19 protein-coding genes and 1 pseudogene are annotated in these 21,982 nt (G+C 60.2%); 8 read left to right on the top strand and 12 right to left on the bottom strand.

Annotated elements, in window-relative coordinates; genetic code table 11:
- Window positions 1–38: 38 nt before the first annotated feature.
- The 4 genes from aspS to BBG20_RS26910 all read right to left on the bottom strand — a co-directional run bounded on the left by aspS (window position 39) and on the right by BBG20_RS26910 (window position 3,309).
- Window positions 39–1,814, bottom strand: a complete 1,776-nt coding sequence (gene aspS, locus BBG20_RS26925; protein ID WP_065908834.1) for an aspartate--tRNA ligase — start codon at window positions 1,812–1,814, stop codon at window positions 39–41.
- 107 nt (window positions 1,815–1,921) lie between these two features.
- Window positions 1,922–2,143 (bottom strand): FmdB family zinc ribbon protein, encoded by a 222-nt coding sequence (locus BBG20_RS26920; RefSeq protein ID WP_048727052.1) that lies wholly within the window; start codon window positions 2,141–2,143, stop codon window positions 1,922–1,924.
- A 170-nt stretch (window positions 2,144–2,313) separates the two neighbouring features.
- Window positions 2,314–2,655, bottom strand: a complete 342-nt coding sequence (locus tag BBG20_RS26915) for a ribbon-helix-helix domain-containing protein (RefSeq protein WP_065908831.1) — start codon at window positions 2,653–2,655, stop codon at window positions 2,314–2,316.
- A 180-nt stretch (window positions 2,656–2,835) separates the two neighbouring features.
- Window positions 2,836–3,309: a Dps family protein gene (locus tag BBG20_RS26910; RefSeq protein WP_003193874.1), complete on the bottom strand. Its 474-nt coding sequence runs from the start codon at window positions 3,307–3,309 to the stop codon at window positions 2,836–2,838.
- Window positions 3,310–3,739: 430 nt separating this feature from the next.
- Between BBG20_RS26910 and BBG20_RS33410 the strand changes: the two genes are divergently transcribed.
- The gene (locus tag BBG20_RS33410) at window positions 3,740–4,342 is read left to right on the top strand and encodes a cold-shock protein (protein WP_065908829.1); all 603 of its coding nucleotides are present in this window, start codon (window positions 3,740–3,742) and stop codon (window positions 4,340–4,342) included.
- A 70-nt stretch (window positions 4,343–4,412) separates the two neighbouring features.
- Here BBG20_RS33410 and BBG20_RS26900 read toward each other — a convergent pair whose 3' ends face one another.
- Window positions 4,413–4,619: a SlyX family protein gene (locus tag BBG20_RS26900; protein ID WP_015885618.1), complete on the bottom strand. Its 207-nt coding sequence runs from the start codon at window positions 4,617–4,619 to the stop codon at window positions 4,413–4,415.
- 3 nt (window positions 4,620–4,622) lie between these two features.
- Entirely contained in the window at window positions 4,623–5,048 is a 426-nt protein-coding gene (locus BBG20_RS26895) for an HIT domain-containing protein (protein ID WP_065908824.1), read from the bottom strand.
- 741 nt (window positions 5,049–5,789) lie between these two features.
- Between BBG20_RS26895 and BBG20_RS26890 the strand changes: the two genes are divergently transcribed.
- Window positions 5,790–7,088 (top strand): OprD family porin, encoded by a 1,299-nt coding sequence (locus BBG20_RS26890; protein ID WP_065908822.1) that lies wholly within the window; start codon window positions 5,790–5,792, stop codon window positions 7,086–7,088.
- Between the two features lie 187 nt (window positions 7,089–7,275).
- Here the strand turns inward: BBG20_RS26890 and BBG20_RS26885 are convergent, their stop codons facing one another.
- Window positions 7,276–8,118: a mechanosensitive ion channel family protein gene (locus BBG20_RS26885; RefSeq protein WP_065908820.1), complete on the bottom strand. Its 843-nt coding sequence runs from the start codon at window positions 8,116–8,118 to the stop codon at window positions 7,276–7,278.
- Window positions 8,119–8,252: 134 nt separating this feature from the next.
- On the bottom strand, window positions 8,253–8,738 hold the full coding sequence (locus BBG20_RS26880) for a YajQ family cyclic di-GMP-binding protein (protein ID WP_003193880.1): 486 nt from the start codon (window positions 8,736–8,738) through the stop codon (window positions 8,253–8,255).
- A 123-nt stretch (window positions 8,739–8,861) separates the two neighbouring features.
- Here BBG20_RS26880 and BBG20_RS26875 point away from each other — a divergent pair, with 123 nt between their 5' ends.
- Genes BBG20_RS26875 through BBG20_RS26865 form a run of 3 tightly spaced genes read left to right on the top strand, consistent with a single transcriptional unit; the run spans window position 8,862 to window position 12,443 of the window.
- Window positions 8,862–9,779, top strand: coding sequence for a putative 2-dehydropantoate 2-reductase (locus BBG20_RS26875; protein ID WP_065908818.1), 918 nt, complete (start codon window positions 8,862–8,864; stop codon window positions 9,777–9,779).
- Window positions 9,780–9,825: 46 nt separating this feature from the next.
- Window positions 9,826–11,862, top strand: coding sequence for a sensor histidine kinase (locus BBG20_RS26870; protein ID WP_065908815.1), 2,037 nt, complete (start codon window positions 9,826–9,828; stop codon window positions 11,860–11,862).
- A gap of 2 nt (window positions 11,863–11,864) precedes the next feature.
- Window positions 11,865–12,443, top strand: coding sequence for a cob(I)yrinic acid a,c-diamide adenosyltransferase (locus tag BBG20_RS26865; protein WP_065908812.1), 579 nt, complete (start codon window positions 11,865–11,867; stop codon window positions 12,441–12,443).
- Window positions 12,444–12,570: 127 nt separating this feature from the next.
- Here the strand turns inward: BBG20_RS26865 and BBG20_RS26860 are convergent, their stop codons facing one another.
- The 3 genes from BBG20_RS26860 to secA all read right to left on the bottom strand — a co-directional run bounded on the left by BBG20_RS26860 (window position 12,571) and on the right by secA (window position 17,611).
- Window positions 12,571–13,515 carry a Nudix family hydrolase gene (locus BBG20_RS26860; RefSeq protein WP_065908810.1) on the bottom strand — a complete coding sequence of 315 codons (945 nt, stop codon included), beginning with the start codon at window positions 13,513–13,515 and terminating at the stop codon, window positions 12,571–12,573.
- A gap of 19 nt (window positions 13,516–13,534) precedes the next feature.
- The gene (argJ, locus tag BBG20_RS26855; RefSeq protein ID WP_065908808.1) at window positions 13,535–14,752 is read right to left on the bottom strand and encodes a bifunctional glutamate N-acetyltransferase/amino-acid acetyltransferase ArgJ; all 1,218 of its coding nucleotides are present in this window, start codon (window positions 14,750–14,752) and stop codon (window positions 13,535–13,537) included.
- 123 nt (window positions 14,753–14,875) lie between these two features.
- Entirely contained in the window at window positions 14,876–17,611 is a 2,736-nt protein-coding gene (gene secA / locus BBG20_RS26850; protein ID WP_065908805.1) for a preprotein translocase subunit SecA, read from the bottom strand.
- A gap of 304 nt (window positions 17,612–17,915) precedes the next feature.
- On the opposite strand from secA, the gene BBG20_RS26845 reads away from it, so the two are divergent.
- Window positions 17,916–18,371: a DUF721 domain-containing protein gene (locus BBG20_RS26845; RefSeq protein WP_065908804.1), complete on the top strand. Its 456-nt coding sequence runs from the start codon at window positions 17,916–17,918 to the stop codon at window positions 18,369–18,371.
- Window positions 18,372–18,375: 4 nt separating this feature from the next.
- Here the strand turns inward: BBG20_RS26845 and BBG20_RS26840 are convergent, their stop codons facing one another.
- Window positions 18,376–19,854, bottom strand: coding sequence for a helicase HerA-like domain-containing protein (locus BBG20_RS26840; protein WP_065909853.1), 1,479 nt, complete (start codon window positions 19,852–19,854; stop codon window positions 18,376–18,378).
- A 204-nt stretch (window positions 19,855–20,058) separates the two neighbouring features.
- Here BBG20_RS26840 and BBG20_RS33605 point away from each other — a divergent pair.
- A pseudogene (locus tag BBG20_RS33605) lies at window positions 20,059–21,090 on the top strand (HAMP domain-containing protein); the annotation flags it as partial.
- Between the two features lie 93 nt (window positions 21,091–21,183).
- On the top strand, window positions 21,184–21,948 hold the full coding sequence (locus tag BBG20_RS33600) for a methyl-accepting chemotaxis protein (RefSeq protein WP_404940356.1): 765 nt from the start codon (window positions 21,184–21,186) through the stop codon (window positions 21,946–21,948).
- Window positions 21,949–21,982 lie beyond the last annotated feature (34 nt).

Genomic DNA, 21,982 nt, shown 5'->3' with positions numbered 1-21,982 from the left:
AGACTGCGTAAACCTCAGTGCGCTTTCACGCAGCGGCCTTACTCAGCCTTCGGCGTCTCACGCAGACGGATGTGCAATTCGCGCAGAGCCTTGGCATCCACCACACCTGGAGCCTGTGTCATGACGTCCGCAGCACTCTGGGTTTTCGGGAAGGCAATCACTTCACGGATCGACTGGGCGCCGGTCATCAGCATCACCAGGCGGTCCAGGCCGAAGGCCAGGCCACCGTGCGGCGGCGCGCCGTATTTCAGGGCGTCGAGCAGGAAGCCGAATTTCTCTTCCTGTTCCGCTTCGTTGATGCCCAACAGGCGGAACACCGCTTGCTGCATCTCTTTGCGGTGGATACGGATCGAACCGCCACCCAGCTCGGTGCCGTTCAACACCATGTCGTAAGCGCGCGACAACGCGCCTGCCGGGTTGGCCTCCAACTCTTCAGGCGAGCACTTCGGCGCAGTGAACGGGTGGTGCAAGGCGCTGAAGCTGCCGTCGTCGTTCTCTTCGAACATCGGGAAGTCGACAACCCACATCGGTGCCCACTTGCAGGTCAGCAGGTCCAGGTCGTGGCCCAGCTTGATCCGCAGCGCGCCCAGGGCTTCGCTGACGATCTTGGCTTTGTCGGCACCGAAGAACACGATGTCGCCGTCGACCGCGCCGACGCGATCGAGGATCGCGTTGAGGTTGTCCAGTGGAATGTTTTTCACGATCGGCGATTGCAGGCCGTCAACGCCATTGGCGCGCTCGTTGACCTTGATGTAAGCCAGGCCCTTGGCGCCGTAGATGCCGACGAACTTGGTGTAGTCGTCGATCTGCTTGCGCGGCATGCTCGCGCCGCCAGGCACGCGCAGGGCGGCGATACGGCATTTAGGGTCGTTGGCCGGGCCGCTGAACACCTTGAAGTCGACTTCCTTGAGCTGGTCGGCCACGTCCACCAGCTCCAGCGGGATACGCAGGTCGGGCTTGTCGGAACCGTAGCGGCGCATGGCTTCCTCGAAGGTCATGTGCGGGAACTCGCCGAACTCCAGGTCCAGCACTTCCTTGAACAGGTTGCGGATCATTTGCTCGGTCAGGTCCATGATCTCTTTTTCATCGAGGAAGCTGGTCTCGATGTCGATCTGGGTGAATTCCGGCTGGCGGTCGGCGCGCAGGTCTTCGTCACGGAAGCACTTGGCGATCTGGTAGTAGCGGTCGAAGCCGGCGACCATCAGCAGTTGCTTGAACAGCTGTGGCGATTGCGGCAGGGCGAAGAACGAACCCGCGTGGGTACGGCTCGGCACCAGGTAGTCACGCGCACCTTCCGGGGTAGCCCGGGTCAGGATTGGCGTTTCGACGTCAAGGAAGCCGTTTTCGTCGAGGAAGCGGCGGATGCTGGTGGTCATACGCGAACGCAGGCGCAGCTTCTCGGCCATTTCCGGACGGCGCAGGTCCAGGAAGCGGTAGCGCAGGCGGGTTTCTTCGCCGACGTCGGAGTATTCGTTGAGTGGGAACGGCGGGGTTTCCGACTCGTTCAGCACTTCCAGCTCGTAACCCAGCACTTCGATTGCGCCGGAGGCCATGTTCGCGTTCACGGCACCGGCCGGACGCAGGCGAACCTTGCCAGTGATCTTGACGACGTACTCGCTGCGCACACGGTCGGCGGCGGCGAAGCTCTCGGCGCGGTCCGGGTCGAACACCACCTGGGCCAGACCATCACGATCACGGATATCGAGGAAGATCACCCCGCCGTGGTCGCGGCGACGGTGAACCCATCCGCAAAGGGTGATTTCCTGACCATCCAGGGTCTCGTTCAGTTGGCCGCAATAGTGGCTGCGCATCATGGTAGTGGTTTCACTTCTCGTAATTCGAAATTCGGTGGAGGCCTGCCTCGTCACCGTACATTTAAGCAGGGGACGGATAATGCAGGAGCCTGCGCATGGAGTTCAACTCAGTCTGCTTTGTCGCCGCCGGCCAGATTCTTCTTCGAGCCGGTCTTGAAATCAGTCTCGTACCAGCCGCTGCCGCTCAGGCGGAAGCCCGGCATGGACAACATCTTCTTGAGCTCTGGCGCCTTGCAGGCCGGGCAATCGACCAGCGGCGCGGCGCTGATCTTCTGAATGGCTTCCAACTGATGACCACAGGAAGCACATTGATAGTCGTACATGGGCATGGAGATGTCTCGGCGATCAGAACGTTACTGCGCCACGCCTGCCCCAGGGATAAAGCCCCGGCATGCGCAGCAAAGCGCGGGATTATATCTGGTAAATCGAGGCAGCGCAGCCGGCTTTCTGACCAGGGCCCTGCCCACCTCGACGGCAGGCCAGCCCCGGCGCCGGCCGATTACTCAGGGTTCGGCGTACTCACCCGGTCTTTCAAGGCGTGAACGACACACACCACCCTGACCAACCCGCTGAAGTTCTTCACCCCGCCATGGCGCAAGTGCACTTCCCGATCGACATAAGACAGCAACGCACTGACCGAGCAGGCGTTGATCCTGGCTATTTCCGCCAGGATGTTCCAATACACCTGCTCAAGTCGCAGGCAAGTGGAAAACCCATTGAGGCGCACCGACCGGGACAATGGCTTGGCCAGCCCCATATCAAACCCCTTCGCAAAGGGGTCGACCGTTATCCTGTGAAAACCACCGGTTTCCATTACTCCGTTACCCACTCCACGTGACATACACCTGACACTCCATTGCCAAACAGCAGCCCACGGGTTCTCCCATTGGGCAGTGGCCCTATAAAACAGCAGGCAGAGACAGGCAGCCAGAAGACGCGGAGTTGATCGACGTAGGACAACGCCAGGAAATGCACGGAAACAAGCGAGCGGCGCCAGTACGGCGCCACTCAAGGCCGGTGTTTATTGGTTTTCGAGCAGGGAACGCAGCATCCACGCGGTTTTTTCGTGAACCTGCATACGCTGGGTCAACAGATCGGCAGTCGGTTCATCGCTGACTTTGTCCAGCAACGGGAAGATACCGCGCGCGGTGCGCGTGACCGCTTCCTGACCCGCCACCAGCTGCTTGATCATCTCTTCGGCACTGGGCACACCTTCTTCTTCCTTGATCGAAGACAGGCGCGCGTAGATCGAATAGGCGCCCGGCGCCGGGAAGCCCAGGGCACGGATACGCTCGGCAATGGAGTCCACCGCCAGCGCCAGCTCGTTGTACTGCTCTTCGAACATCAAGTGCAGCGTACGGAACATCGGCCCCGTGACGTTCCAATGGAAGTTGTGGGTCTTCAGGTACAGTACATAGGTATCGGAAAGCAGTCGCGAAAGCCCGTCGACGATGGATTTACGATCTTCTTCACTGATACCGATATCGATTGCCATGTTTATCCCCTTCAATTGACATGCATTCATTGATCAGGTGCAGCTCCACTCTAGCAAGAGTACCGGTGGTGCGCAGCCCGACACGCCCAGGTGAGGTGCGGCAAATCGCCCCTGCGTAACCTGCCAGCCGGTGCTGCGCAAGCCTTCGCACGCATCGGGAAAACTTCCCCGCACGCCGCTCGAAAACCCTGCACCTGTCTAGGACAAGCGTTTGACGCAGAAATGCCGTGCCCCTTGCAACACCCGGAAATGCTTGATTTGAGTAGGCACAGCCTTTGCTGTTAAATAGGCGGCGTGTCGCTGCCGTTAATTTCCGCGGCAGCCGGCATAGGCTGATACCCGCGCACGTGCCCAACGCCTCCCATTGTTCAGAAGCGAACCGTGCCAGTCAGCTCTTCCTTGTGATCCGTCTTAACGTGAGTTAATCAAAATGTTGAAAATCGTCCACCTGCTAACGGGCGTTGCAGCTTTGCTGCTGTCCTTTATACCGAGCTTGCAACAGGGAAGCCCTCCCTACCTGGAACAACACGACGCTCTGTACCTGGCCTTGTTCGGCCTTCTTAACCTGACGCTGGCACCGGTGATCCCTTACTGGAACAAAGGCACTCGTCATCAACTGCAAAACCTGGTCAGCGCGCTGCTGGTTCTGACCGTTGTCGTACAAACCCTCACCCTCCTGGCACCTATGCCTGAAGTGGGCGGCCACCCGGCCATCCTGCTCAGCCTGGTGATTGCTGTGGTCGCCATCGTTCTTCACCTGGCCATCAGCTTCTACCGTTCGTCCCCGGCGGCCGCGTCGCAAACTTATGACATGACCAATCGGGATACCGGTACCGTCAAGTGGTTCAACACGTCCAAAGGCTTCGGCTTTATTTCCCGCGATTCGGGCGACGATATCTTCGTCCACTTCCGGGCTATTCGCGGTGAAGGCCATCGCGTCCTGGTGGAAGGCCAGCGCGTGGAGTTCTCCGTGATGAATCGCGATAAAGGCCTGCAAGCCGAAGACGTGATCGCTGCCCTGCCGCGTCGCTGATTCCAGCCTTCGCAGCAAAAAAAACCGCGATCCAGCGTTGACTGGATCGCGGTTTTTTATTGCCGGCTATTTAGTAGTGAGGCGGCGGCGCTTCTTCTTCCGAGGTTTCGAACTGCCCGCCCATTTCTTCCTGGCGCTTGAGCAGCGCGGTCATCTGCAACTGCAGGCGTTCGACGGCCCGCTGCTGGGTGACGAGGATGTCATTGAGGGTCTCGATGGTGTCGTCCTGGAAGGCCAGGCGGCTTTCCAGGTCGGTGACGCGGTCTTGCAGGTCCATGGTTCAGCCCTGGGTAAAGATGAAGTCGGCGGGCAACAGCTCGCGCAGGCGGGTGCGGATAGCAGCGACCTGCTCTGCAGTATAAGGCTGCGCCGGATGCTTGCCCCATACCGGCGCAGGCCAGGCGGCATCATCGCGTTTGCGCACGATCACATGCACGTGCAACTGGCTGACCACATTGCCGAGGGCGCCGATGTTCATCTTGTCGGCGTTCAAGCCCTCATTGAGCAACTGCGCCAACGCCGTGGTTTCCTGCCATAGACGCTGCTGGTCGGCGACATCCAGTTGAAACACTTCACTGATACCGTTGATGCGTGGCACCAGGATGAACCACGGGTAGTTGGAATCATTGGACAGCAGCAGGCGGCAGAGCGGGAAGTCCCCAATGGCCAGTGTGTCTTGTTGCAGGCGTTGATCTAAGGCGAACACGCGGGCACTCCGTTTTTGCAGGTCGATTTCAGACGCCCAGCATACCTTCGAATGCTCAAGGCTTCACGGCGAATGCGGCGAGCCGCGATGCAAGTGGAGAAAAATACGCACCCTTTCGAGGCAGCCAGATATTTGAGCTACGCTAATCCGGGCCTGAGCGGGATGCACCAAAATGACCCACTTGTGCATCAAAGGGATCCGCCGATTACCCACTCATGGGGGTGAACCGGTAACGTTTTGCCCGGACCGGGTGTTTTGGGGCCGTCTCACAGGTGTGACACCAAAGCGTCAAGGCCAAACAAAACGACGTAAAAAGCCCGTGCTTATGCGGTTTTTACACGGCCGTAACGTTTTTCACGAAAAAATGACATTCGGTTACCGCTTTGTGCACGCTTGTTGCATTCACACCCACATCGTCGGCAACGGCACCCGTTTGGAAGCAGGTGTTTCGCGATAAAAACACAAGCGTTTCAATACGCATCAAGGAAGACTTCAAACTTTGAAACGGGTTTGAAAACAGTATTGAAGTTGTCAGTCCGGTTACAGGTGGACTGTGAATTTGCGACACGGAGATAGCAATTTACGACAGCCTCGTAAAGAAGCTGAAAGGATAGATGGGCAAGTATCGTCAATAGAGTCTGCGTGATATAACTTTGCGCCGACACAAAAAAGAAAGAGCCGCCCAGATAAAAATACAGGTGGGACGGCAGTACTCTTCCTAAACCAAAGGAGCAAATCACGATGCGCGTGATGAAGTGGAGCATGATCGCCCTGGCTGTTTCAGCAGGCACCTCGCAGTTCGCAATGGCCTCTTCCCAGGACGACGCCAAGGGTTTTGTTGAAGACAGCACTTTCAGCATTAATACTCGCGCGCTGTATTTCAGCCGTGACTTCCGCAACAACCCGTCGGGCCCAGGCTCCCAGAGCCGCGCTGAAGAATCCGGCCTGGGCTTCAATGCCCTGTACCAATCGGGCTTCACCCAAGGCACCATCGGTGTCGGTGTTGACGTGATTGGCCTGTTGGGCGTCAAGCTCGACAGCGGCAAAGGCCGCGCAGGCACTGGTCTGTTCCCAACCGGTTCCGATGGTCGCTCGCAAGACGACTACTCCAAAGGCGGCGGCGCGGTTAAATTCCGTATCTCCGATACTGTCCTGAAAATCGGTGACCAGTACACCACAGCCCCTGTATTCGCGTCTGACGACAGCCGCTTGCTGCCAGAGCTGCCACAAGGTATCTCGATCACCAGCAACGAAATCAAGGGCCTGAAGCTGGAAGGCGGTCACTTCACTTCCAGCATCGCTCAGAACCAGACCTACCATGACAGCCTGGGCCTGACCAAAACCGACTTCGTCGGCGGCGTGTACTCTTTCACTCCTGAGTTCACCGGTAGCCTGTACTACGCGAAAACCGAAGATTACTTCCGTAAGTACTACAGCAACCTGAACTGGACTCACGCCCTGAGCAACGACCAATCGTTCGCCTTGGACTTCAACATCTACGACACCAAGAGCGAGGGCGAAGGCCTGCAACGTGCTTCCAAGGACAGCGCCCTGCCGTTCGCAGAACGCACCAAGCTCGACAACCGCGCGTTCAGCCTGCAGGGTGCGTACACCATCGGTGCACACACCTTCACCCTGGCAGCCCAGAAAGTCACCGGCGACGGCGACTACGGCTACGGCGTAGATGGCGGCGGTACTGTGTTCCTGGCCAACTCCATCGCTCGTTCCGACTTCAACGCCGAAGGCGAGAAGTCCTACCAGGCGCGTTACGACATCAACATGGCAACCTTCGGCATTCCTGGCCTGAGCTTCATGACTCGTTACGTAACCGGTAGCGGCGCCAACACCGCCACCACCTCGAACGGCAAAGAGTGGGAACGCGACATCGAAGCCAAATACGTGATCCAGAATGGTCCAGCCAAAGACCTGAGCTTGCGTCTGCGTCAAGCCACTTATCGCTCCGGCGATGGTGTGTACTACGGCTCGCCTTCGATCGACGAACTGCGTCTGATCGCGCAATACCCGCTGAACATCTTGTAATTGTCGGTTTAATTACAACGATGACTTAAGGCTTCGGCCTTAAACTAAAAAAGCCGCTCCCCTGTTTTGCAAGGGAGCGGCTTTTTTATTTCAGTTCAATTACAGCGACCAAATAACTAGCAAGCTAACTAACGAGATTACGCTGACACGTTTAACCTGACCTTTCGGCCAAGTTAAACCCGCCCTCTTACTTCGTCGGCGTTTCCTGCATCACGCGAATAACTCGCTGTGGAAACGGAATATCAATATTCGCCGCCTTCAAACGGTCGCGTGCCATTTCATTAAGCATAAACACCACGTCCCAATAATCCGCGGTCTTGGTCCAGCAACGCAGGGACACGGTGATCGAGCTGTCACCCAGGGTCGACACCACGGCCGCCGCCGCCGGATCCGCCAGTACGCGTGGATCTTTTGCCAGCTCCAGCAACACTTCGCGGGCTTTCTGCAGGTCGGCGTCATAGTCCACACCCACGTCGAACACCACCTTGCGGGTTGGCTGACGGTTGGTGTTGGTGATGATGCCGTTGGACAGGATGCCGTTCGGGACGATCACCGTCTTGTTGTCGCCGGTCCGCAGCACCGTGTGGAAGATCTGGATGCTGTCGACGGTGCCCGAGGTGCCTTGGGCTTCGATCCAGTCACCAATGCGGAACGGGCGGAACAACAGGATCAGCACGCCGCCGGCAAAGTTCGCCAGGCTGCCTTGCAATGCCAGGCCGATAGCCAGGGTAGCGGCACCAATCGCGGCGACGAACGAGGTGGTCGCCACGCCGATCATCGAAGCCACGCTGACAATCAGCATCACCTTCAGCGCAATGTTCGCCAGGCTGGTGATGAAGTGCTGCAAGGCCAGGTCGGCGTTACGGATGGCCAGCAAGCGGCCCACTCGGTGGGTCAGGCGGTTGATCAGCCACCAGCCGATGGCCAGGGTGATCACGGCCAGCAACACGCGGCTGCCGTATTCCATAATCATCGGGATCCAAGACTGCGAGGTCTTGATCAAGTGATCCAGTTCAGCATTCAAATCCATCTACATTCTCCTGGTTACCGGATGTTCGGCGTAGTGAGTGCCCAAAATGCAATTGAGCCCCGGAGGGCTCAAGAGTAGGCGCAGGTTCTGGGGCGTGGGACGTCAAAAACCCCCGCAGGTTCCCCAAGGGGCCATCAGTCGCGGAAGTTATTGAACTGCAGCGGCATATCGAAGGTTTTCGCACGCAAGGCAGCAATCGCCTCTTGCAAGTCATCACGCTTCTTGCCGGTAACGCGTACCTGCTCGCCCTGGATGGCGGCCTGGACTTTGAGCTTGGCATCCTTGATATGCGCAACGATCTTCTTCGCCAGCTCCTTGTCGATGCCTTCCTTGAGCACGGCTTCCTGCTTCATCAGCTTGCCGGAGGCGTAGGCGTCCTTGACTTCAAGGCACTGCACGTCGATCTTGCGCTTGACCAGGGCCAGCTTGAGGATCTCGATCATCGCTTCCAGCTGGAAATCGGCTTCAGCGGTCAGGTTGACGGTCAGTTCCTTTTCCTTGAATTCGAAGCTGCCCTTGCCTTTCAAGTCATAGCGACGGTCCAGTTCCTTGACGGCGTTCTCGACGGCGTTGGTGACTTCGTGTTTGTCCAGTTCGGATACCACGTCGAACGAAGGCATGTCATATCTCCAATATAAGGGGCGGGCTCAGTAGAGATGGAGCGCGCCCGAGCTAAAATGCCGGGGCATTATAGCGGTTCTTTCGTCCCGTTCACTGTGAGCGATCCTACGGAGCAAAAACTGATGTCGACCACCTGGCATATTCTCGGCGCCGGCAGCCTGGGCACACTCTGGGCCACCCGACTGGCGCGCGCCGGCGTGCCCGTGCGGTTGATCCTGCGTGATGAAGCACGCCTGGCGAGCTATCAGTCGAGCAAAGGGCTGACCCTGGTGGAACACGGCGTAGCACATACCTACCCGGTCAGCGCAGAAACGCCCCACAGTCCGGAGCCGATTCATCGTCTGCTGGTGGCGTGCAAGGCCTACGACGCCCAGAGCGCCGTCGCACAGCTGCAGCACCGACTGGCACCCGACGCGGAGCTGATCCTGTTGCAGAACGGCCTCGGCAGCCAGGACGCGGTGGCCGCGCAACTGCCCCAGGCTCGCTGTATCTTTGCCTCCAGCACCGAGGGTGCGTTCCGCGATGGCGACTGGCGCGTGGTGTTCGCCGGCCATGGCTACACCTGGCTGGGCGACGTGAGCCAGCCGACCCCGCCGCTGTGGCTGGATGACCTGCACGCTGCCGGCATCCCCCACGAATGGAGCACCGACATTCTTACGCGCCTGTGGCGCAAACTGGCGCTCAATTGCGCGATCAACCCGCTGACCGTGCTGTACCAGTGCCGCAACGGCGAACTGCAGAGCCATCAATGTGAAGTCGCAACCTTGTGCGCCGAACTCGGCGAACTGCTCGAATGCTGCGGCCAACCGGCTGCCGCGCTGGACCTGCAGCACGAAGTCGAGCGCGTGATCCAGGCCACCGCCGCGAATTACTCCTCCATGTACCAGGATGTGGCCAACGGGCGCCGTACCGAAATCAGCTTTTTGTTGGGCTATGCTTGCCAGGCGGCAACACGTCACCAGTTGAACCTGCCCCATGTGCAACAACTGCAGGTACGCCTGGTCGACCAGTTGCTTGCACGCGGATTGCCCCGCGACTGAGCCACGCGCTACCCTGCCCGCCTGTCTATCACCTGGGAAAACCCTGATGCCGCTGCGCCAGCGTCTAGAAAACCTACCGGTCGGGCAGAAACTGCTCGCCGCCTTGCTGGTGTTGCTGACCACCGTATTGCTGGTGGCCAACCTGACCTTTATCAGCGCCGCCTATTGGATCTCGCAGGAAAGCATGGCGCCCCAGGCCCTGCAGGCCATCGGCCGGCTGGTGTCCAACCCGGCCCTCGCCGCCGAAGCCCTCGAATCCCCCGCTAAAGCCGACGCGCTGCTGAATGAGCTGACCAGCTATTCGCCGTTGCGCGCCGCAGCGCTGTACGACGGCGAGGGCAACCGCCTGGCGCAGATGCAACACGGCGACCGCCTGCACCTGCCGGACAACTACCGGCATATCGAGGCCTGGCGGGTCACTGAATTTCGCAGTAACCAGATCATCACCCTGCCCCGCGCAGGCCAGCCATCAGGGCATCTGCTGCTGGTGGCCAGCAGCGAACTGCCGGTGGCCTTCTACACCGGCACGCTGACGGCCAGCCTGGGCATCCTGATTTTCAGTGTGCTGCTGTGGCTGGTCATCGCCCGGCAAATCAAACGCCTGATCACCCGGCCAATCCATGAACTGGAAGAACTTTCACGCCAGGTCACCCGCGAAGAGAACTACGCCCTGCGCGCCGGGCGCGGCAACCACGATGAAATCGGCAGCCTCGCCGAAGCCTTCAACACCATGCTGTCGCGCATCGAAGCCCGCGAGCAACAGCTCAAGCGCGCGCGCGACGACTCCCAGGCCGCCTACGATCAGGCACAGGGCCTGGCCGAAGAGACGCGCCACACCAACCGCAAGCTCGAACTGGAAGTCCAGGTTCGCAGCAAGATCGAGAAAAAGCTCACCGGCTTTCAGAATTATCTGAACAGCATCATCGACTCGATGCCGTCGGCGCTGATCGCCCTGGACGAGCAGCTCTACGTCACGCAGTGGAACCAGGAAGCCAGCGCGCTCTCCGGCACGCGCCTGGATGAAGCCTTGAACCAGCCGATCTACCTGGCCTTCCAACCGCTCAAGCCGTACCTGCCGCAGATCAAGGCCACGGTCGAACAACACACGGTGGAGCGCATCGAACGCGTCACCTGGATCAAGGACGACGAGCCCAAGCACTACGCCCTGACCTTTTACCCGCTGACCGGCGGTGCCGGGCGCGGCGTGGTGATCCGTATCGACGACATCACCCAGCGCCTGTCCCTGGAAGAAATGATGGTGCAGTCGGAGAAGATGCTTTCCGTGGGTGGCCTGGCTGCCGGCATGGCCCACGAAATCAACAATCCGCTGGGGGCAATCCTGCACAACGTGCAGAACATTCGCCGCCGGCTGTCATCCGATCTCCCCAAGAACCTCGAGCATGCCGAACAGGTGGGCATCGAGCTGGAGAGGGTCAATCGCTACCTGCAAAGTCGCGAAGTGCCGCAACTGCTCGACGGCATCCAGCAAGCCGGAGCGCGGGCGGCGAAGATCGTCACCCACATGCTCAGCTTCAGCCGCCGCAGCAACCGACAGATGGCGCCTTGCGATCTACCGGCGCTGATCGACCAGGCGGTGGAAATTGCCGGCAACGACTTCGACCTGACCATCGGCTTCGACTTCAAGGGCCAGGCCATCATCCGCCAGTTCGACCCGCAACTGGGTCCGGTACCCGGCACGGCCAACGAGCTGGAACAAGTGCTGCTCAACCTGCTGAAGAACGCCGCCCAGGCCATTCACCTGCGCGAAGACGACAGCGAGCCGGGGCGCATCATCCTGCGCACGCGCCTCAACCCGCCGTGGGCGGAGATCCAGGTCGAAGACAACGGCATCGGCATGAGCGAAAACGTGCGCAAACGGACCTTCGAGCCGTTCTTCACCACCAAGGAAATCGGCCAGGGCACCGGGCTCGGGCTGTCAGTGTCATATTTCATCATCACCAACAACCACAAGGGCCAGATGGAAGTGCACTCCACCCTCGGCCAAGGCACCTGTTTCACCCTGCGCCTGCCTTTGGCCGGCAGCCAACTGCCACCTTACGAACTAACCGAACTGGAGCACTGACCATGGGCTTTCGCCTGTCGAAGATCTACACCCGCACTGGCGACAAGGGCGAGACCGGCCTCGGCGATGGCCGCCGCGTGCCCAAGGACCACCCGCGCGTGGAGGCGATTGGCGAAGTCGATACGCTCAACAGCCAGTTGGGTTTGCTCCTCGCCAGCCTGGAAGAGCAGAGCGGCCAGCACCCGGCGCTCAAGGAGGTGATCGAGGTGCTGAGCCCGTGCCAACATCGCCTGTTTGACCTGGGCGGTGAACTGGCCATGCCGGTTTACAAGGCGCTGAATGCAGCAGAGGTGGATCGGCTGGAAGCAGCGATCGATCGCTGGAACGAGGAAGTCGGGCCGCTGGAAAACTTTATCTTGCCCGGTGGCTCGGCGTTGATCGCTCAGGCCCACGTGTGCCGTAGCCTGGCGCGCAGCGCGGAGCGGCGGTGTCAGCACCTGAATGCGATGGAGCCGCTGGAGGGGGTGGGTTTGGCGTATATCAATCGGCTGTCGGATTTGCTGTTTGTGGCAGCCAGGATAATCGCCAAGCGCCAGGGGGTAGCCGAGATTCTGTGGCAGGCTGCGGCGAAGCCACACTGATGATTATTTAGCGCCTGATTGGCCCTGTCGCAGGCAAGCCCGCTCCCACATTTGAATGCACTCCAGCGTTGGAATCCGATCGAATGTGGGAGCGGGCTTGCTCGCGAAGAGGCCCGTCAGAACAGGATCAAACCTGCGGCCAGAACGCCCGAATTCCAGCCACACCCTGAGCCCCGGCTTCCCAAGCCTGTTCCCGCTCCGCAGGCCCTACCCCGCCCAGCAGAAACACCGGCTTGCTGAACCCACGGATCAACTCTGCCGCCTGCTCCCAACCCAAAGGCTGGGCATCAGGATGCGTCTGAGTCGGCTGCACGGGCGACAGCGTGACAAAATCCACGTCCATCATTTCTGCCAGCGCCAACTCTTCGGCGTTGTGGCACGAGGCTGCCAACCAGCGATCCTTCGGCAGTGGCCGCCCCTTACTGGCGTACTTGCGCAGCTGCGCCGAAGTCATGTGCCAACCGGCTGCTGGGAAATCCCCCAGCCATTCAAATGGCCCCTTGAGCATCAGTTGCGCCTTGCCCGCACACAGGCCCACCGCATCCACCGCCAGATCACGGTATTTAGGGTCGTAGCCGTTGGGTGCACGCAATTGGATCAGCTTGATGCCGCCAGCGATGGCTTTCTGGATGCCGCGCAGCAACGTCGGGGTTTCCAGCTCGCCCGGGGTGATCAGGTAGTCGGCCGGCAAGCGCGCAGCAGTCACGATGGGCGCGTTCGCTGCGGGAAACTCATAGTTGAGCAAATCCCGCGGGGCCACCCACTCCAACGGTTGCCCTTCGGCACCATGAGGCTCGCCGGTAAACGCCGAGACATCCCAGACATCCAGCAACACCTGCTTGTCCGGGTAGTCGTGCTGCACCTTGATCAGCGGCCGCGCCGCGGTGACCTGGATACCCAGCTCTTCCTGCAATTCGCGCGACAGCGCGGTGGCGACCGACTCATCGGCCTCCACCTTGCCCCCGGGAAACTCCCAGAGGCCGCCCTGATGCTGGGTATCGGCACGGCGCGCGAGCAGGATCCTGCCATCGACACCGCGGATCACCGCTGCTGCTACATGCACTCGTTTCACCGCGCTTTCCTCTTTGCTATCAGGTGCGGTATTCCGCATTGATCTTCACGTACTCGTGGGACAGGTCAGTGGTCCAGATGGTTTCGCTGCACGCGCCGCGCCCCAACTCGATACGGATAGTGATTTCTTCCTGCTGCATCACCGCCGAGCCCTGGGCTTCGGTGTAGGTTTCGGCGCGGGCGCCATGGCTGGCAATGCACACGTCGCCGAGGAACACGTCGATCTTGCTCACGTCCAGGTCCGGCACGCCGGCACGGCCGACGGCGGCGAGGATCCGGCCCCAGTTCGGGTCGGAAGCGAACAGCGCAGTCTTGATCAGCGGCGAGTGGGCCACGGTGTAGCCGACATCCAGGCATTCCTGGTGGTTGCCACCGCCGTTGACTTCAACTGTGACGAACTTGGTCGCACCTTCACCGTCGCGCACGATGGCCTGGGCCACGTCCATGCACACTTCGAACACGGCCTGCTTCAGGGCAGCGAACAGCGGGCCTTCGGTAGAGGTGATTTCCGGCAGGTTGGCCTGGCCGGTGGCAATCAGCATGCAGCAGTCGTTGGTCGAGGTATCGCCATCGATGGTGATGCGGTTGAACGACTTGTTGGCGCCGTCCAGCATCAGGCGCTGCAGCACGTCGCGGGAGACTTTGGCGTCGGTGGCGATGTAGCCGAGCATGGTGGCCATGTTCGGGCGGATCATGCCTGCACCCTTGCTGATGCCGGTCACGGTGACGGTCACGCCATCGTGCACGAACTGGCGACTGGCGCCTTTTGGCAGGGTGTCGGTGGTCATGATGCCGGTCGCCGCCGCGGCCCAGTTATCCACAGACAGGTCATCCAGCGCGGCTTGCAGGGCTGCTTCGATTTTTTCCACCGGCAGCGGCTCGCCGATCACACCGGTGGAGTACGGCAGCACCTGGCTGGCATCCACGCCGGTCAACTGGGCCAGCTTGGCGCAGGTACGTGCAGCGGCCACCAGGCCCGGCTCGCCGGTACCGGCGTTGGCATTCCCGGTGTTGGTCAGCAGGTAACGGATCGGGCCGGCAACGCGTTGCTTGGCCAGGATCACCGGTGCAGCGCAAAAGGCGTTGAGGGTGAATACACCCGCGACAGTCGAGCCTTCGGCACAGCGCATCACCACTACATCCTTGCGCCCTGGGCGCTTGATGCCGGCCGAAGCGATACCAAGCTCAAAACCGGCAACCGGGTGCAATGTGGGCAAAGGACCAAGACCAACAGCCATGAATGCGCTCCTTAAAAATAGGTGATGTCTGTGCCGTCGCGATCGACGGTGAAATTAATGGCAAAACGCCGCGACGGCAAAAGCCGGTCGCGGCGCGAGGTGTTGCAGCGTCAGGCAAAAATCTTAGTTGATTTCGCCGTGGCAGTGTTTGAACTTCTTGCCCGAACCGCACCAGCACAGCTCATTGCGGCCCAGCTTCTGCTCGTTGCGCACCGGGGTTTGAGCCAGGGCCACATCGACCTCTTCGCCCAACACCTCAGGGGCTTCCAGGCCCGGCGCTTCGTCGTGCTGGAACTGCATGCGCGCCGCCAGTGCCTCGGCTTCCTGACGCAGGCGAGCTTCTTCCTCGATCGGGTCTTCGCGACGCACCTGAACGTGGGACAGCACGCGAATCGAATCGCGCTTGATCGAATCGAGCAGCTCGGAGAACAGCGTGAACGACTCGCGCTTGTACTCCTGCTTCGGGTTCTTCTGGGCGTAGCCACGCAGGTGGATACCGTGACGCAGGTGATCCATGGTCGACAGGTGGTCTTTCCACAGGTCGTCCAGCACGCGCAGAACGATTTGCTTCTCGAAGGTGCGCAGTGCTTCGGCACTCGCCTGCTCTTCTTTCTCGTTGTACGCGGCCAGCAATTCGGCCATCAGTTTTTCGCGCAGGGTTTCTTCATACAGATGATCGTCTTCGTCGAGCCACTGCTGGACCGGCAAGTCGACACCGAAGTCGCTCTTCAACGCCGCTTCCAGGCCGGCGACATCCCACTGCTCAGGCAGCGATTGTGGCGGGATGTGTGCGCTGACGGTGGCGTTGAGCACGTCCTGGCGGAAATCGGCAATGGTCTCGCCAATGTTGTCGGCGGCCAGCAACGTGTTACGCATGTGATAGATCACTTTACGCTGTTCGTTGTTGACGTCATCGAACTCCAGCAGCTGCTTGCGAATGTCGAAGTTACGGCCTTCAACCTTGCGCTGGGCTTTCTCGATGGCGTTGGTCACCATGCGGTGCTCGATCGCTTCACCGGACTGCATGCCCAGGGCTTTCATGAAGTTCTTCACCCGGTCCGAGGCGAAGATACGCATCAGGCTGTCTTCCAGGGACAGGTAGAAGCGGCTGGAACCGGCGTCACCCTGACGGCCGGCACGACCACGCAGCTGGTTGTCGATACGACGCGATTCGTGACGTTCGGACGCGATCACCTGCAAGCCACCGGATTCCAGCACGGCCTGGTGACGTTTCTGCCAGTCAGCCTTGATCTGGGCGATTTGCTCAGGGGTCGGGTTGTCCAGCGAGGCCACTTCCACTTCCCAGTTGCCGCCCAACAGAATGTCGGTACCGCGACCGGCCATGTTGGTGGCGATGGTCAGTGCGCCTGGGCGACCGGCCTGGGCGATGATCTCGGCTTCTTTTTCGTGGAACTTGGCGTTGAGGACCTTGTGCTCGATGCCTTCCTTGTTGAGCAGGTTGGACACGTGCTCGGAAGTCTCGATGGTGGCGGTACCCACCAGGATCGGACGGCCCTGGGCCATGCCGTCCTTGATGTCGTTGATGATTGCCGCGTACTTCTCTTCGGCAGTCAGGAACACCAGGTCGTTGAAGTCTTTACGCGCCAGAGGCTTGTTCGGCGGAATGACCATGACGGCCAGGTTGTAGATCTGGTGGAACTCGAACGCTTCGGTGTCAGCCGTACCGGTCATGCCGGACAGTTTGTTGTACAGACGGAAGTAGTTCTGGAAGGTGGTGGACGCCAACGTCTGGCTTTCGGCCTGGATGTTGAGGTTTTCCTTCGCTTCGATGGCCTGGTGCAGGCCCTCGGACAGGCGACGACCCGGCATGGTACGACCGGTGTGTTCGTCGACCAGCACAACCTGGCCGTCCTGGACGATGTACTCGACGTTGCGATGGAACAGCTTGTGGGCGCGCAGGCCGGCATAAACGTGGGTCAACAGGCCCAGGTTGTGTGCCGAGTACAGGCTTTCACCCTCGGCCAGCTCACCGATCTGGGTCAGCATCTCTTCGACGAACTGGTGACCGGCTTCGTTGAGTTCGACCTGGCGGGTCTTCTCGTCGATGCTGAAGTGACCTTCTTTGGTCACCACGCCTTCCACTTCCTCGATGTGCTGCTCCAGGCGCGGGATCAACTTGTTGATCTCGGTGTACAGGCGCGAGCTGTCTTCGGCCTGGCCGGAGATGATCAGTGGGGTACGGGCTTCGTCGATGAGGATGGAGTCGACTTCGTCGATCACGGCAAAGTTGAGTTCGCGTTGGAATTTTTCTTCCATGCTGAACGCCATGTTGTCGCGCAGGTAGTCGAAACCGAATTCGTTGTTGGTACCGTAGGTGATGTCGGCAGCGTAGGCGGCGCGCTTCTCTTCCGGCGGCTGGAACGGCGTTACCACGCCGACGGTCAGGCCGAGGAATTCATACAGCGGGCGCATCCAGTTGGCGTCCCGGCGAGCCAGGTAGTCGTTCACCGTCACAACGTGCACGCCCTTGCCGGACAGTGCGTTGAGGTAAACGCCCAGGGTTGCCACCAGGGTCTTGCCTTCACCGGTACGCATTTCGGCAATCATGCCTTCATGCAAGGTCATGCCACCGATCAACTGGACGTCGAAGTGGCGCATGCCCATGACACGCTTACCGGCTTCACGGGCGACCGCAAAGGCTTCGGGAAGCAGCTTGTCGAGGGTTTCACCTTTGGCTATGCGGGCCTTGAACTCTTCGGTCTTGGCGCGCAATTGCTCGTCCGAAAGGGCAACCATCTGCTCTTCGAAGGCATTGACCAGCTGCACCGTCTTGAGCATGCGTTTGACTTCGCGCTCATTCTTGCTTCCAAAAAGTTTCTTTAACAAAGGCGCAAACATATCGGCAGGTTCTTCCACACATAGGGATGGAGGGCGCACCGTCAGTGGCCCGAGCAGCCCTCACGGCCGCATGCGAACGCGCATTCTACCCGGATTCGTGGGTGAGGAAAGTGGCGTTGTTCCCCGATGCTGGCATGGGGCTGTGAGAGGGCTTGTTTAAAATAAGGGCTTTTGGCGGAACTTCAACCCATCGGATGCAGAAGTTACCTATTGATTTGCCGGGCACGGCCCCGGCGATGCATTGCCTGGGGCGTGCAGACGCTTTCTGCTAAGATGGCGGCTCTGTTACTTAAGGTGTCTAATCATGGCATTTCGCCCTCTTACAGCCCGCGCTCCCGGCGTGTTGCTTCGCGAAGCCAAGCCGTTGAAAGCCATCTTTGGCCACGCGCAACGCTTGGGCCATTTGCAACGCCTGCTCGAAAGCCAACTGCAACCGGCCGCACGTGAACATTGTCATGTGGCGTCCTGGCGTGAAGGCAATTTGCTTTTAATCGTCACTGACGGCCATTGGGCGACCCGTTTGCGCTATCAGCAAAAACGCCTGCAGCGTCAATTGATGGCGTTTGATGAGTTCGCCAGCCTGATGCGCATCCAGTTCAAGGTGCAACCGCCCACCGTCCAGCAAGGCGCGGTGGGGCATACCATGGATTTGTCGGCCAATGCCGCCGAAACCATTCAGGCAACGGCCGACGGCATCAGCGACCCGGGCCTGCGCGCTGCGCTTGAGCGCCTGGCCGCCCACGCCAAGCCCAAGGCCTGAGCCGTTATTTGCGCTTGCTGCCGCCCAGCAACGAGCCCAACAACCCACGTACCAGCTGCCGCCCCATCTGATTGGCGGCTTGCTGCATGGCCGATTTCAGCGCCTTGCCTGCCGTGGTCCCCAGGAACGCGCCGGCCTTGTCGGTAAAGCTCGGCTCCTCGGCGGCGGGCTTGGCCTCTTCGGTCGGCCCCAGCTCCTTGCGCGCCATCAACACTTCGTAGGCAGACTCACGGTCGATCGGCTTGTCGTAGCGCCCCAGCAGCGGTGAACTGGCGACCAGCGCGGCGCGCTCGGCCTCGCTCAGTGGTCCGATCCGCGATTGCGGCGGCGCAACCAGCACACGCTGGACGACTTCCGGCGTGCCCTTTTCCTGCAAGGTGCCCACCAAGGCCTCACCCGTGCCCAACTCCGTCAACACCGCCAAGGCATCGAATGCCGGGTTTGGCCGGAAACCCTCCGCGACGGCGCGCAGGGATTTCTGCTCTTTGGTGGTGAACGCCCGTAAGCCATGCTGGATGCGCAGGCCGAGCTGGGCCAGCACGCTGTCCGGCAGGTCGCCCGGCGACTGGGTGACAAAATACACGCCAACGCCTTTGGAACGAATCAGTCGCACGACCTGCTCCAGGCGGTCCTGCAAGGCCTTGGGCGTATCGGCGAAGAGTAAATGCGCCTCATCGAAAAACAGCGCCAGCAGCGGTTTGTCCGCATCACCGCGTTCGGGCAGTTGCTCGAACAGTTCCGCCAGCAGCCACAACAGGAACGTCGCGTACACCTTCGGCGCCTCATGCACCAGGCGGCTGGCATCCAGCAGATGAATGCGCCCGCGCCCGTCGCCCGTGGGCTGCAGGATATCTTCAAGCTGCAGCGCCGGTTCGCCGAACAACGCCTCCGCGCCCTGCTGCTCCAGCACCGCCAGGCGCCGCAACAGGGCCTGGCTGGAACCGGTGGTCATCAATGCTGCGTCTTCGCCGAGCAGTTCCGGGTGATAACGCAGGTGGTTGAGCAGTGCCTTGAGGTCCTTGAGGTCCAGCAACAACAAGCCTTCGCGGTCGGCCACTTTAAAGGCCGCGTAAAGCGCCGACTGCTGGCTGTCGGTGAGTTCCAGCAAACTGCCGAGCAGCAACGGCCCCATTTCGCTGATGGTCGTACGCAACGGATGACCGGACTGCCCGTGGATATCCCACAACGTCACCGGATAGGCCTTGGCCGTGTAATGGAGGAACGGCATCCCGGCGATCCGCTCAGCCACCTTACCCTGGGGGTTCGCCGCCGCACCCAGGCCACACAGGTCGCCTTTGATATCCGCGGCAAACACCGCCACGCCCGCGTCACTGAAAGCCTCAGCCAGGCGTTGCAATGTGACGGTCTTGCCCGTGCCGGTAGCGCCGGCGATCAGCCCGTGACGGTTGGCCAGGCGCATGGCCTGGGCAATCGGCTGGCCAGACAGGTCTGCGCCAATGAGGAGTTGCGAGGAGTCAGGCATTTCGTCACCCATGGTTAATCTTTAGTGTCGCCAGGTCGATACAGGCAAGTGTGAGACCCACAAAGTCCAAAAATAGGTCAGATAGTTCCTACAGGGACCCTTAGCGCTACCGCAAGAAGTATCACACCTTTTTTGACGCTGCCATTTTGCGCCTCCCATAAGGACGCGCTTCGGATATTAAGACCTTAGCGGACCCTACAAGCCATGAATAAAAATCTGCGTTTCAGCCACAAAATCCTGCTTGCAGCCTCCCTTATCGTCATCGCCGCGTTCGCGGTGTTTACCCTCTACAACGACTACCTGCAGCGCAACGCCATTCGCGACAATCTCAACAATTACCTGCATGAGATGGGAAATGTCACTGCCAGCAACATCCAGACCTGGCTGAACGGGCGCATCGCCCTGGTGGAAAACGCCGCACAGAACATCGCCACCAACCCCGAACCATCTGTGGTCGCCAGCCTGCTGGAGCAGAAAGCACTGACAAGCGCCTTCATGGCAACGTACGTCGGCGACAGCAAGGGTGCGTTCACCATCCGCCCCGACACCAAGATGCCGGACGGCTTCGATCCGCGCGTGCGGCCTTGGTACAAAGGTGCGCAGAGCAGCAACGGCTCGACCTTGACCGAGCCCTACATCGATGCCGCCACCGGCAAGTTGATCATTTCCGTGGCCACCCCAAGCAACCGGGGCAGCCAGAGCATCGGCGTGGTCGGCGGCGACCTGAGCCTGCAGACCCTGGTGGATAACATTGGCGCGCTGAACTTCGGCGGCACAGGCTATGCGTTCCTGGTGAGTGCCGACGGCAAGGTGCTGGTGCACCCGAACAAAGACCTGGTGATGAAAACCCTGGCCGATGTGTATCCAAAAAACACGCCGAAAATCAGCAGCGATTTCAGCGAAGTCGAGGCCAACGGCAAAGACAACATCGTGACCTTCATCCCGATCAAGGGCCTGCCCTCGGTGAACTGGTACCTGGGTATTTCGGTGGATAAAGACAAATCCTTCGCCATGCTCAGCGAATTCCGCACTTCGGCGGTGATCGCGACGATCATTGCGGTGGTGATCATCATCGCCCTGCTGGGCATGCTGATCCGCGTACTCCTGCAACCGCTGCACGTGATGACCCGCGCCATGCAGGACATTGCCGACGGCGAAGGTGACTTGACCCGCCGCCTGGAGATCCAGAACAACGACGAGTTCGGCACCCTGGGTAACGCGTTCAACCGCTTCGTGGAGCGGATTCACACATCGATCCGCGAAGTGTCCTCGGCCACCGAACAGGTCAATGAAGTGGCATTGCGGGTGGTCAGCGCGTCCAACTCCTCGATGGTCAACTCCGATGAACAGGCCAACCGCACCAACAGTGTGGCCGCCGCCATCAATGAACTCGGGGCCGCCGCCCAGGAAATCGCGCGCAATGCCGCACAGGCCTCCAGCCAGGCCAGCGACGCCAGGCACCTGGCCGAGGACGGCCAACAGGTGGTGGAGCGCAATATCAAGGCGATGACTGAGCTGTCGGCGATGATCAGCGCCTCCAGCGGCAACATCGAAGCGCTCAACAGCAAGACCGTGAATATCGGCCAGATTCTCGAGGTCATCACCAGCATTTCCCAGCAAACCAACCTGCTGGCCCTCAACGCGGCCATCGAAGCCGCCCGCGCAGGCGAGGCTGGCCGTGGTTTTGCGGTGGTGGCCGATGAAGTGCGCAACCTGGCGCATCGCACCCAGGAATCGGCACAGCAAGTGCAAAAAATGATCGAGGAGCTTCAAGTCGGGGCCCGCGACTCGGTCAGCACCATGAGCCAAAGCCAGCGCCACAGTAATGACAGCGTGGAAATCGCCAACCTGGCCGGTGAGCGCTTGAACAGCGTGACGCAGCGCATCGGCGAGATTGATGGCATGAACCAGTCGGTGGCCACTGCGACCGAGGAACAGACCTCGGTGGTGGAGTCGATCAATATGGACATTACCGAGATCAACACGCTGAACCAGGAGGGTGTGGAAAACCTGCACTCGACCCTGCGCGCCTGTGCCGACCTCGAACAGCAGGCGGCCAGGCTGAAACAACTGGTTGGCAGCTTCCGGATCTGACAGAAATCCTCCAACCCCTGCAGGAGCGGGCTTG

This window comes from Pseudomonas aylmerensis, assembly GCF_001702265.1.
GTDB lineage: Bacteria > Pseudomonadota > Gammaproteobacteria > Pseudomonadales > Pseudomonadaceae > Aquipseudomonas > Aquipseudomonas aylmerensis.
The sequence above is the reverse complement of the archived record's forward strand: the minus strand, read 5'-3'. Positions and strand labels throughout refer to the sequence as shown.